This is a genomic window from Endobacter medicaginis, assembly GCF_014192375.1.
Classification (GTDB): Bacteria; Pseudomonadota; Alphaproteobacteria; order Acetobacterales; family Acetobacteraceae; genus Endobacter; species Endobacter medicaginis.
The window spans coordinates 1-11,269 of record NZ_JACHXV010000031.1 but is presented as its reverse complement, the minus strand read 5'-3'; the positions used below and the strand labels follow the sequence as shown (position 1 = coordinate 11,269).

Below are 11,269 nucleotides of genomic sequence, written 5' to 3'. Positions count from 1 at the left end.
TGCCATCCTGTAATAGCAGGGCAATGCGGAGGGGAAATCTGGCTGCCGGTGCAACCAACACAGGGAGAAACGGCCATGATTTTGACTTTCGACAATGCATCTCAGCAGTTCCTGCTGAAAACAGTTTACGCAGAGGGCGATGCAGCCCGTTCTGCCGGCTTCAGGTGGGACCCGAGCATCAGCCGATGGTATTCGAACTCCGCCTCGCGGGCGCAGGCAGTTGCTGAACTCGCCGAGGTCGACGAGGCCACCTTGGCCATCATCAATATGCGCATGGAGGCCCAGCAGGCCGCGGCAGCAGAACGGAAAGCGGCCGCCGCTATCCAGATTGCGGCCTCGCACGCAACCTCATCTGATATCGAGGTGCCCTGCGGCAGCGGCCTGAATTTCATGCCCTACCAGCTCGCCGGCATCGCATACGCCGCCGGCCGCGAGAACGTGTTGCTGGCCGACGACATGGGCCTTGGCAAAACGGCGCAGGCTATCGGAGTGCTGAATCTCGATACCTCGCTCAACCGCATTCTGATTATATGCCCCGCCTCGCTGACCAGAAACTGGCAGCGCGAGATTGAGAGATTCGGTAGCCGGGAGCTGACAATCGGGTTTGCGACCACCAAGGCGCTGCCGGCGGCAGACACCAACATCACAATCGGCACCTACGATATTTTCAGCAGGGATACGCCGACCGCCGCTGCCATCAGGGCCATCGACTGGGACATGCTGATTCTCGATGAGGCTCAGTATGTGAAGTCTAGAGATGCCAAGCGCACGCTCAACATCCTGGGCGGGCGTAAAAAGGGCGGCGAGGAGGTCCAGGGCATCAAGGCTCGCAGGCGCCTGTACCTCACCGGCACGCCGATTATGAGCAGGCCGGCAGAGGCGTTCACCCTGTTGAACTCGCTGGCGCCGCGGCAATTCCCGAGCTTTTTCGACTACGGCCGGGCCTACTGCAACGGGCACAAAACCCGGTTCGGCTGGGATTTCTCGGGCGCATCGAATCTCACCGCCCTCCAGGAGCGCCTGCGGTCGACCATTATGGTCCGCCGGATGAAAAGCGATGTGCTGACAGACCTGCCGGAGAAAGTGCGGCAGCTGATTGAGCTGCCGGCCGATACTCCCGCTGCCCGCAAGGCGATTGCTGCCGAGAGCAAAATCCTCGCTCAGGCCAGGGCAGCAAAGGCCGCGCTCGCAGCTTTGAAAGCCGCGGGTGGAGATGCGAACAGCGCCTACAGGGCTGAGCTGGAGCGCAAGCGAGCTGATGTGCAGGCTGCGTTCACCGAGATTTCGCGTATCCGGCACGATACCGCGCTGGCAAAAGTCGATGCGGTCGTCGAGCTGGCACGCGATGCTGCCGAGGGCGGCAAGGTGATTCTTTTCGCGCACCACAAGGACGTCATCTCAGCTCTGCAAGCGGGCCTGCAGGAGTTGGGGGTTGTGACCATCACTGGTGATGTGCCGCCAGAGCGCCGGCAGGGAATTGTGGACAGATTCCAGAATGCCCCCGGGGTGCGGGTTTTCATCGGCAATATCCAAGCAGCCGGGGTCGGGCTCACGCTCACCGCGTCATCGCACGTGATTTTCGCCGAGCTCGACTGGACCCCTGCCGCCATGAGCCAGGCAGAGGACCGTGCACACCGCTTGGGTCAGCAGAACTCGGTGCTGGTGCAGCACGCGGTTCTGGAGGGCAGCATCGACCTGCTGATTGCCAAAAGGCTGGTGGCCAAGCAGCGGATTTTGGCGGCTGCGCTGGACTCGACCCCGACGGCCGGCGACGACGCAGACGACGCCCTCAGCTGGCTGGACTGATACCACCCACACCCGGCGGTCACCATGCCGCCGGGTCACCTACCCGATAACAACAGCACACCATGGAGACAACCATGCCGACCTCGAAACCTCGTTCTCATTCCGCCCGAGCCGCTGACAAATACGGCGCTGTGTATTTCGTGCAGGACAACCACGCCCAACCCGGCGACTGGGCGCACTACGACGACCCGCGCAGCCGACTCTTTGTCGAGAACCACATCGCCAACCCCGAATTCGACAAATTCAACAGATGGGTCGGCCGGCGGCCATCGCGCATCGAGCTGTCCTGGTCTCCGGCCGGCAGCGAAATCTGGATTGACGAAGCGCGTCTCCTCGGATTCGCCGGCGTACGGATTCGCGATGTGATTCATGCGCTGCACGATGCCGAGATTCGCATCGATGCCGATACCAACCGCCGACAGATTCGAGCGCTGGCGTATCGGTGGTGGATGGAGCTGCCGCGGCTGGCTGACATTGCGATTGATTTCGCGGTGTCCGGGAGCGGTTTGGATACGCTGCAACGTGTGAGGTCGACGGGCTAATTGTAGGGCCGAAAACGCAAAAGGACCCCGGGCGCCAGTGACGGCAACCCGGGGTTCTTCATTCTATCTCGATTTCTGCACCGCCAGCACGCCAGCTACCGCTGACAGCCGCACCCGGCAATCATCTCCGGCATCTACGAGCCGCAGCACATACTCAGCCAGAGCCGCATCAGTCAGCCCATCCGGCGGCACCGTCGGCTCCGGCTGACAGCTCAACAGGCTCGCAGGAACATCAATGCGTGCCGGCGGACCGTTCCCGCAGCCCTGTAAGCAGAGCCCGCACAGCAGGAGAATCAGCGCAGCTGCTGGAGGCTGGGGCGGCATGAATCTCATCTCGAATGTGTCCGATGGCTTGAGTGCGGGCGTTGGTGCGTGCGGCGACTGATTCCAGCGCGGTAATCGAGGCGGCGGCCTGAGCGCGGATGGCGGCTGTTTCGGCCTGGGCGGCGGAGATTTTGGCCTCGGCGGTGATGGCCCGCTGGTGCTCGTGATGTGCCGCGAACGCCAGGGCGGCGATGGTCAGCAGGGTGACGATGCCGGCGAGGATGCGGCGTGCGAGCCGGGAGGCCAGCAGGGTAGCGACTATGGGCATGGTGCATCTCCCGGTGCTGGTGCACAGGTGTCGTCAGGCGGCGGTGGCGGCGGGCAGCCGGGACCTGGACCGGGCCGCTCTTGCACGAGAGCCAGAATCACGGTGTCGACCAGGCTCAGCAGCAGACCGACGGCATCGATTTTTGCCGGGTCGGCGTGATACCCGACGAGCAAAACAACCGCATTCAGTAGCGCGACCACGGTCGATTTCTGTGTGAGCTGACGAAGCAGGATATCCAGCGCCCGGTGTGAGAACCGCAGCCGGCGCAGGCGCTCAGATATGTGAAATGGCATCGCGCAGCTCTCCCAGTAGTCCTGACTTCGGGGTACCGGCGGCCAGGTTCGTATTCGTCGGCGTGTTGGTGTTGGCCGGCTGAGATGCCAGGGCGGCGGTCAGGCGGTCGGCATTTCGCCTTAGCCAGCCACGGCCGAATCTCGGGAAATCGCTGAGAGACCGGTAGTACTGCTCATGCCGGGCAGCGAGTGAGCGGATGAGCGTGATGCGGTCGGCGGACAGCGCGGCTTGTAGCGTGCCCGGTCCAACACGGCCGTCGACGGTGACACCCAGGATTTCCTGCAACAGCTGCGCGGACCGACCGACACCTGATGTCACGCCGAAATCGAAGCACACCAAGTCCACCCCGACGGGAAGCCGGGCACCCGAAATCGGATTCCAGAACAGCTCCGCATACAGCTGTGCCAGCTCGGATTTCGGTGCCGCTGCGAGGTCCGCGACCGTCGGCGTTGACCGTCCATGACCGCGGCGCCAGGCCGCATACGTGCCGATTGTCACACCCCAGCTCGTCGCCCCACCCCGGTCGCCGGCGGTGACATGCAGCTGCTGGCCATCGTTTTCCGGGCGCCACGTGAATTGTAGGCAGGTATCGAATCGTGTCGGCATGGGATGGGTGCCCTAAAATGAGAACGGCACCCGTGTGGGTGCCGCTGTCAGGAGAATTGCTGTGTGCGCAGCCGCAATCGGCTGACAGCTCGTCTGAATTGCCGGTCGTACTCGGCTTCTCGATGACGTTTCAGTATCGCTGACACGTCGTCTGGCGGGGTTCGAAGCCGAGCTGCGATATCGGAAATCGACAGCGCCTGAATCTCGTGCAGCCGGATGGCGGGGTGCGGCGGCGGTATGCGGTTCACGATGGCTGCTCCGCCTGGGCGGCGGTCCATTGCTGGATGGCCAGGTGCACGGCGCGGCGGCTGCATCCGAGGCGCTCGGCGATGATGGCGGCATCGAGGTGCTGCGCGTGCAGCTGGACGATGCGGGCCTTGTCGACCGAGGTTCTCATGCGAGCCTCCTGTCCGCATCGGCGCCGTAGCGTGCCTCCAGCTCGCGCATGGTCACGAAACGGTGGCTCTGAATTCTGCAGTCAAAGTCGACGACTTCGAGAACACCGTAGTCCAGAGCGCGACCCTGACTGAGTTGGGCATACTCGCCCACATAGTACTCAGGCATGCTGGAGCCGCAGTTGAGCGTCGTTCCAATGACACCATCCATGCGCGGCCTGCGAGCCATCGCGTATCGATGCGTATGTCCGAAAACCGTATCGCGGGAGCTCTGCATGGCGACCGTGTTTTCGCCGGTCTGGCCGCCTACCGGACGCCCCATGCCGTTCAGCGGTACATGCGTGTAGGCCACGCCGCCGATGAAATAGTACTCGCCGTAGTCTGTCGCCGACCAACCGGAGTCACGCAGAATCTCGCTGAGCTCTCCAGTTGCCAGGCCCTTAAGCTCGGGATGGTCGTCTTCAAACGTGCTCAGCCAAGCGTCGTGATTTCCCCAGCAGTAGTTACGCTTGCCGACCGCCACGCCGTGTTCATCGAGAGCCCGATTCAGCTGAATCCAGTTCTCGCGGAAGCAATCCAAATCCTGCCGCAGCGAAGGCTTCTCGCGGGCTTTCCAGGTGTCGTTCCGGACGTGCCTACACACGCTGGACCAGTCGCCGCCATCGCCTATGTGGACCAGGTGCTCAGGCTGAATCGCCGCGGCATGCAGCGAAACCAGAGTCATCGCACGCATCGTGAGCGGCGTGATGGCGGGGTGGAAATGAGAATCGCCGATGACCAGTGTCGTGCGCGGGCTAGTGACCGGTGTCGCACCGATGCGCGGGCGGCGCTTCTTCGATACTCCGAAAATCTCGCCGGCATACGGACGTCCATCACCGAGCGGCCCGACGTATTCGGAATCGAGGTCTTTTTGGTCCGTGGGATGGTGTTTAGCAGCGCGGCGCTTCGCCGCCTGCAGGCGGTCGAAAACCGGGACGTCTGCCTTGGTTGCCTGAGCCGCCGGTCGCTGTGCCGCCACAGGCTTTTGCGTCACCGGTTTCCGGACCGGCTCGACAACCGCACCGTTCCCGGAGATTTTCAGCAGCAACTGCTGTGTCGCCGCCGACTGTGCCGACATCGCCGCCGCGAGCTGAGCGACCAGGTCCGTCAGGTCAGTTGATACAGCGGTAGCCGGCGCAGAAACCTGCTCGACCGGAGCCTCGACCGCCGACAATCCAGCGCGATATCTGCTGAGCGTGCGACCACTGACACCGAGATGCGCCGCAACCGCGTCCCAGCCGCCGAGCTGCTGATGCATTGCATCGAGCTCTTGCGCTGAGTAATCCTGTAGTGTAGTCTGCTGCCTGTTCATCGCGCTTCCTCTACGCTTCTTGTTGCTCTCATCTGATTGATGAGTTTCACTTCTGAGTCTGCAGCATTGCGATGGCAGAAGTCAAGAAAAAAGCACCGATTACGCGAACTATTTCGCGATTATCGTTGTCGGCTGGCGCTGGACGGATGCGAGCTGGGTCTCAATTCGGGCGAGCCGGACATCGATGTCCAAGATGGCGGTCGTCAGCTTGTCGACCGTCTCGGCCGACGACTTCTCTAGAGCTACAATACGGATTTCATGATTCGCGAGACGCGCGTTGGCCGCCGAGGCGTACCATGTTCCGGCGAGAATCTGCAGAGCGAGCGTAATCGCTACGGCGATATCGATGCCGCGCTTGAAATGGAATGGTCCGCTTGCATCATCGTCGCGGCTCTGTCTGTTCGTCGGCATCGTAAATGTCTCGCTGTAATCAATGGTTTCACGATGCCGAGGAGCCGACGCCGCAGGTTTCTATTCAGTTCGCAGGTGTCACGCCGCCGACCAGCAGCACGCTCTCGCGGTCAGCGGTCAGGGCGCCGCCGGACACCAGTGCATCGAGCTTGGTTTTCAGCGCCGGGTCATCGAGCTGGACGACCGAGCCGGCCATCGACAACGACAGCAGCCAGGCCAACGTGCCGGCATCGGAGATGGCGACTTTCGTAATCGCTGTGAGCTCGTCGGACGACAGCAGCGCCAGGAACGCAGACCCGGAGATTGACGTCACAGGCTGAACGACCGGCGCACTGTAGCTCTCGGCGGCAGTGTCAGTTGCCGGCGTGTAGCTCCAACCGACCTGCGGGGCCGGCGACACATCCGACACATCGCGCCAGGGCATTCCCGGCACAAACAGCTCGGATATCGGCGTCGAACTCTGCACGAGCTGCATCACGAGCGCGTTCTCGACCAGCGCGTATGTTCGCGCCGGGCCCGGCACGGTGATTTCGTCCATTTTCGGGGTCTCTCAGAAATTCGGAACGCGCAGAAACGGTCGTAGGACGACGAAATGGCATTCGGCCGATGAAATATGCCTGCGGCAGATTCCGAAGCTAAAAACGCCTGTATGCCGATTCGCCCGCATCAGAACACGTAGAAATCAGCCTTCGAGCACCAAAACACGTACGGCTGCATCAAAACGCGTACAAATCGGCTCGCTCGCATAAATTCGTTTACAGAATCAGCGACAGCCGGCATCAGTACTCGACGCTGACGATACCAACGATGCCGGCTGCACCACCCGCAGGCGACGAGGTGCCGTAACCGCCGCCGCCGCCAGAACCGAGCGCGCCCTGACCGAGGAATCCGCTTGCTTTGTTGCCGCGTGAACCGCCGCCTTCACTCGATGTGCCGCCTTGGCCAGCAGCCGTGGAACCCGACAACCCGTCGCCGCCATAGCCTCCGGCGAGCGTGACACCTGCGTTCACACCGGTGCTCGCGAGATAGCCGGTGCCACCCACGCCGCCGGCGAGTGTATTCGCGCCGCCGGAGCCACCGCTGCCGCCGGATGCTGATAGCAGATTGCTGAAACTGGAGCTGCCGCCGGCTGAGCCATCGCCGCCTGAGTTGCCGCCCGCGCCCGAGGCACCGACGGTGACCGTGTACTGCGCGCCGGGCGAGACAGGCACATATCCCCACGCCGTGCCGCCCGCACCTCCGCCTCCGCCGCCGTTCGATGTCGTGCCCCCGCCGCCCCCGCCGCCGCCTCCGACGACGGTGACCTTCAGGATGGAGACGTTGGGCGGTACGGTGAACGTATAGCTGCCGGCCGCCGCCCAGTTGGCCATCCGACTGACACCGCTCTGGATAGCCGAGATGCGCGTATTCGCGGTCGCCAGGCCTGTGGTGTTCGCGGCCACCTGGGTCTGTAGGGTGCCGATGTTGGCGGTATTGGTGCTGATGGCGGTCGTGTTCGACGCGACCTGCGCCGGAATTCCGGCGACAGACGCGGTCAAGGCGGCCAGCTTGGTGTTCGTGACCGGCAATTTGTCGCCGACCATCGACGCACCGTTGTTGTACGGACCGATTGTGAGCGTGCTGCTGCCGGCGGTCGCGGTGACGACGAAAACACCGAGATAGCCAGAATCCGGCGACGGCGTGGTCTGCGAACCGGTGGCCGCCGCCGAGCCAGCTTTCGCGCTCACGAGCACGGTCTGCAGGCGACGCGTATTCTGAGAGCCGCCGGCACCTCCAGGGCCCGAGTACTGCTGAACGGGGTTCGCGGCGTTGTAATACTGAAGCACGCTCGGCGACGTGTCGGATTCCGCGTATGCGACCTGGACCAAATAATTGATGGACTGACCGGCCGACGTTGGCGCCGGCGTCTGCAAAATCGTCGACTGCCGAACGATGCCGGTTTTCACAATAGGCGTCGAATCCGCCGGCAGCGACCCGAATGCTGAGCCATCGACAACTCCGAGCGTCGTCACGCTGCCGTTTCCGACCGACACACTCATCGAACCCGGGACCTGGACGGTACCGAAGCCGTCGGCGCGCCCGGGGCCGATAGCCGCCGCAGTCAGGAATCCTATAGCCGTAGCTGCGTCGCGCTGCGGCTGCAGGATGTCCGTGTCCGCCGGTAGAGCGCTCGGATATACGATGGTTCTGTCCATGGCGGAGCTCGCGAGTGTTCGGCCCGGCGCCGAGGTGGCGTCAGGGTGTCGAGGATTGGGGTGTTTAGTAGGCGGTGATGGCGTTGCCGGAGCTGTCGGCCTGGCCCCAGCCCACGAGCTGGGCGTAGTTCGGAATCTTGGCCGAGCCGTACGGGCACATACCGTAGAAGCCTACCGCGAGAACCGTAGACGCGGTCACCGTGGCGGTGCCGGCCGGATACCAATTTCTGCCGTTGACGGACGCTGAGAACACAAGCGACCCCGACTGGATGCCGGTGACCTTGAGCCAGATGCGCTGATACAGCGGTATTGATATACCCGAATTCAGCGAGCCCGAGGTCATATCAGCGGGGTTCGACGAGCTGCTCGCATACGACTGCGCTTGGCCGGTGACAGCCGCCCAGAGGCCGCCGCTGGAGCGTCCGTAAACGCCGTTCGCGCAATAGATTTTGGTCGATGGCCCTGCAGACGAGCTCGATAGCAGCAGGCCGATGCCGATGTGCGGACCGTAGACCGAGCTCTGGCCGGCGTTCAGGACGTAGAACTCGTCCGGCTCGACGACCATCGTGATGGCATCGATGGCCTTGACCGGCTTGAACATGCCGTATGCGGTGAGGCCGGTTGAGGCACTGGTCGCGACGTTCGCGAGGTTGGTCACAAGCAGCGCATCGCCGAGGTCAGTCGTCGCCGCCGCAAGCTGTGCGTTGGCGGTTGAGGCAACTGTCTGCGTGAAAGAGCTGAGGACCGGCTTCGGTGTCGAAATATCGCGAGCGAGTTGATAGTCCGCCGGCGACGAGGTAACAGCGCCGCTTTTGCCGTTAATCGAGGTCACAATACCGCTCGTCGGCAGCTGGGACACCGGCAGCGACCCGCCCGTCAGCGTGGCGACAGTCACACCCAGGGCCGAGCTGGGCACCGCGGCATTCGCAGTCGCCTGAGCTGCGGCCGCGGCGGCAGATGCAGCGCTGGCGGCGGCATTGGCAGCTGAGGCGGTCACCTGGACGGCAGCAATCGCGGTCGTGTTGGCGCTGATATCACCTTCGACAGCGTTGAACGCGCCGTTCAGGTCCGCAGCATGCAGGATGGCGCCGGCCACGAAATTCGGTGAGTACGTCATGCCATCGTGCTCTTGTCGAGATAGAAATTGATATCCAGCAGCGAGCCAATCGCGCTCGGGTCGACGATTCGAATCCAGGCGACGACCGCAGCCGGCAGCACACTGACTACGGCGGCCTGAATCTGCGCGTCAGTCGCGGTGAACGCGGACCCGGCGGCCGGTCTGTATGCCGTGATGAAAAACTGAAACGGCATACGGTACGAACCCCACCCGCCGGCCGCGTTGTACGCTGTGCCGACCGTGCCGTAGCCGCCTGCATCCGCTGTGAATCGCGGCTCGAATATCTGGGGTTGCTGCCCGGTCAGGTTCAGCAAAGCTCCGCGAACGGCGGCGCGTGTGTTCCGGTTGACCAGGATGGCCGCCATCGCGCGGGCACGAAAGCTGGCATCGGACTCACCGGCGGCACGTGAAAACGACAGGCCAAGGTAGTCGTATACGGCGGCGTCGAGCCAGGCGCCGGATGCGGTCCGTAGCCGAGCTTGCGATGCGATGAAGCCGGCCAGGGAGAATATGTCGGCGAACGACTGCGCGATTCCGCTGAGCACCGATTGCAGAACCGGTGCCGAACTCGGGAACCAGCCGGTCGGCAGGGTTCTGGTCAGTCGGCTCAGGAAATCGGTTTGGTCACCCTGGGCCATCGGTCAGCTCGCTCAGTTGATGGTGACGGCGCCCGCTTTGACGACCGCATTTGCCGCCGGCTGGAGGTCCGTGCCGGCGCCGTTCAGTGTGATGGAGCTGACATTGGTGACGACCGGAGAGGCGTTGTAGGCCAGCTGCGCGATGCGGGTTACGCTGAGAATCTGACCTACCGACAGGCTGTTGATGTAAGTCGAGATGGCCGACTGAATCGCCGGCGTCAGAGCGAGTTTCGTCGACCCGGAACCCAGCGTCAGTGTAAGGCTGACAGCGACGGGGATGACATTCGGGCTCTGCACACTGAATGTGCTGCCAACCGGGCGGACCGCGTCGACTGCAGCATACACGACAGTTTTCAGTGCCGCCGGCGGGTAACCGCTGCCGTCGTCAATCGTGATTACGAAATGGCCAGGGCTGAAATTCGCTTGCTCGTCTTGGTTCTCGGCAATCGAGTACGTCAGGCCTTCCTGCGTGTCCGCGATAGCTACTTGGACCGCCGGAATCGTTCCGCTCGTCAGCCCACGGATGAACAGCAGAAACCGCGCTTTGAAGGCGACATCGCTCTCGGCATCAGCACCGCCGCCGGTCGCAGTGGCATTGGATACAAGGTCAACGCCCGGCATCGCAGTGCCGACCAGGTCGATGGCGCCAGCGATGACGTTACCAGCAGAGCCAGCAGTCACGGCGCTGATAGGCACGGTAATCGATGCCGTGCCGACGGGGATGATATAGCCGCCGCTGCTACCGACGCTGGCGCTCCAGTAGAGATTCGTGCCATCGGCCGTGATTTGGTACTGCTGGGTCAAATCGCCCGTTTGGACGACCCAACCAACTTCGACAGTCGCGGACCCGGTGCTGGTGTAGCGACTCAGAGTGATGGTGCCGGTCGCGGGAACCGCAGGCAGCCGGGTCAGACCCCAGTCGGCGAGCCAGCTGTCGACGTCAGCACCGGTCGCGGTGCTCAAACGCATCATCATCGCGAGCTGCAATACTTCAGCCTGCAGCCAGGTCGCTACCGTGCTCGTGCCTTCGAAAATCGCGCGCAACACGCTGCCGACCGAGGTGTCGAGCACTGTGCTGGCAGCGAGCTGAGCCGCCGCGCACTGGTCGAGGACCCAGTCGGCTGCCGCCCGGATGGATATCGCCATGGTGTTGCTCCGGTATCGATGCCGGAGCTGAGGGCCGGCTAGTTCAGTGGAATCTGCAGGGTCTGGGGGACGCCGGACGTCGCGTCGGTGAACTCGACCATGACCACGGTCATACCGACGCCGTTGCTTGTGACCGCGACGCTCGGCGCCGGGTCCGTGGCGACATCCGATTCGAG

At 63.2% G+C, this 11,269-nt stretch carries 12 protein-coding genes; 2 read left to right on the top strand and 10 right to left on the bottom strand.

The features are described 5' to 3' along the window. Together FHR90_RS16245 and FHR90_RS16240 are read left to right on the top strand one after the other, a co-directional pair. Positions 1–1,806, top strand: a 1,806-nt coding sequence (locus FHR90_RS16245; RefSeq protein ID WP_221188295.1) for a DEAD/DEAH box helicase, incomplete at its 5' end; no start/stop codon positions are given. Between the two features lie 74 nt (positions 1,807–1,880). After that, positions 1,881–2,348, top strand: coding sequence for a hypothetical protein (locus FHR90_RS16240; protein ID WP_176622460.1), 468 nt, complete (start codon positions 1,881–1,883; stop codon positions 2,346–2,348). Between the two features lie 232 nt (positions 2,349–2,580). Here FHR90_RS16240 and FHR90_RS16235 read toward each other — a convergent pair whose 3' ends face one another. From FHR90_RS16235 to FHR90_RS16190, 10 genes are all read right to left on the bottom strand, one after another. Continuing rightward, positions 2,581–2,940: a hypothetical protein gene (locus FHR90_RS16235; protein WP_176622458.1), complete on the bottom strand. Its 360-nt coding sequence runs from the start codon at positions 2,938–2,940 to the stop codon at positions 2,581–2,583. Positions 2,941–3,213: 273 nt separating this feature from the next. Then, positions 3,214–3,840, bottom strand: coding sequence for a glycoside hydrolase family 108 protein (locus tag FHR90_RS16230; RefSeq protein ID WP_176622456.1), 627 nt, complete (start codon positions 3,838–3,840; stop codon positions 3,214–3,216). 244 nt (positions 3,841–4,084) lie between these two features. Continuing rightward, the gene (locus FHR90_RS16225) at positions 4,085–4,237 is read right to left on the bottom strand and encodes a helix-turn-helix domain-containing protein (RefSeq protein ID WP_176622454.1); all 153 of its coding nucleotides are present in this window, start codon (positions 4,235–4,237) and stop codon (positions 4,085–4,087) included. Continuing rightward, complete coding sequence (locus tag FHR90_RS16220; RefSeq protein WP_176622452.1) at positions 4,234–5,586, bottom strand: hypothetical protein; 1,353 nt, start codon at positions 5,584–5,586, stop codon at positions 4,234–4,236. Before FHR90_RS16220 ends, FHR90_RS16225 begins: the two co-directional genes overlap by 4 nt. Before the next feature lie 108 nt (positions 5,587–5,694). After that, on the bottom strand, positions 5,695–5,997 hold the full coding sequence (locus FHR90_RS16215; RefSeq protein WP_176622450.1) for a hypothetical protein: 303 nt from the start codon (positions 5,995–5,997) through the stop codon (positions 5,695–5,697). Between the two features lie 64 nt (positions 5,998–6,061). Further along, on the bottom strand, positions 6,062–6,535 hold the full coding sequence (locus tag FHR90_RS16210) for a hypothetical protein (protein WP_176622448.1): 474 nt from the start codon (positions 6,533–6,535) through the stop codon (positions 6,062–6,064). Positions 6,536–6,776: 241 nt separating this feature from the next. After that, positions 6,777–8,192 carry a glycine-rich domain-containing protein gene (locus tag FHR90_RS17695; RefSeq protein ID WP_176622446.1) on the bottom strand — a complete coding sequence of 472 codons (1,416 nt, stop codon included), beginning with the start codon at positions 8,190–8,192 and terminating at the stop codon, positions 6,777–6,779. 64 nt (positions 8,193–8,256) lie between these two features. Further along, positions 8,257–9,309: a hypothetical protein gene (locus tag FHR90_RS16200; RefSeq protein ID WP_176622444.1), complete on the bottom strand. Its 1,053-nt coding sequence runs from the start codon at positions 9,307–9,309 to the stop codon at positions 8,257–8,259. Further along, the gene (locus FHR90_RS16195; RefSeq protein ID WP_176622442.1) at positions 9,306–9,947 is read right to left on the bottom strand and encodes a hypothetical protein; all 642 of its coding nucleotides are present in this window, start codon (positions 9,945–9,947) and stop codon (positions 9,306–9,308) included. The genes FHR90_RS16200 and FHR90_RS16195 overlap by 4 nt, the downstream gene beginning before the upstream one ends. A 12-nt stretch (positions 9,948–9,959) precedes the next feature. Then, a complete protein-coding gene (locus tag FHR90_RS16190) occupies positions 9,960–11,093 on the bottom strand; it encodes a baseplate J/gp47 family protein (protein WP_176622440.1) in 1,134 nt (377 codons plus the stop codon). Positions 11,094–11,269: the final 176 nt, after the last annotated feature.

Bases quoted from the DNA above. Each gene is read 5' to 3' on its own strand.
- FHR90_RS17695 (WP_176622446.1), bottom strand. From the start codon at position 8,192: ATGGACAGAACCATCGTATATCCGAGCGCTCTACCGGCGGACACGGAC.
- FHR90_RS16215 (WP_176622450.1), bottom strand. From the start codon at position 5,997: ATGCCGACGAACAGACAGAGCCGCGACGATGATGCAAGCGGACCATTC.
- FHR90_RS16190 (WP_176622440.1), bottom strand. From the start codon at position 11,093: ATGGCGATATCCATCCGGGCGGCAGCCGACTGGGTCCTCGACCAGTGC.
- FHR90_RS16235 (WP_176622458.1), bottom strand. From the start codon at position 2,940: ATGCCCATAGTCGCTACCCTGCTGGCCTCCCGGCTCGCACGCCGCATC.
- FHR90_RS16225 (WP_176622454.1), bottom strand. From the start codon at position 4,237: ATGAGAACCTCGGTCGACAAGGCCCGCATCGTCCAGCTGCACGCGCAG.
- FHR90_RS16200 (WP_176622444.1), bottom strand. From the start codon at position 9,309: ATGACGTACTCACCGAATTTCGTGGCCGGCGCCATCCTGCATGCTGCG.
- FHR90_RS16195 (WP_176622442.1), bottom strand. From the start codon at position 9,947: ATGGCCCAGGGTGACCAAACCGATTTCCTGAGCCGACTGACCAGAACC.
- FHR90_RS16230 (WP_176622456.1), bottom strand. From the start codon at position 3,840: ATGCCGACACGATTCGATACCTGCCTACAATTCACGTGGCGCCCGGAA.
- FHR90_RS16210 (WP_176622448.1), bottom strand. From the start codon at position 6,535: ATGGACGAAATCACCGTGCCGGGCCCGGCGCGAACATACGCGCTGGTC.
- FHR90_RS16220 (WP_176622452.1), bottom strand. From the start codon at position 5,586: ATGAACAGGCAGCAGACTACACTACAGGATTACTCAGCGCAAGAGCTC.
- FHR90_RS16240 (WP_176622460.1), top strand. From the start codon at position 1,881: ATGCCGACCTCGAAACCTCGTTCTCATTCCGCCCGAGCCGCTGACAAA.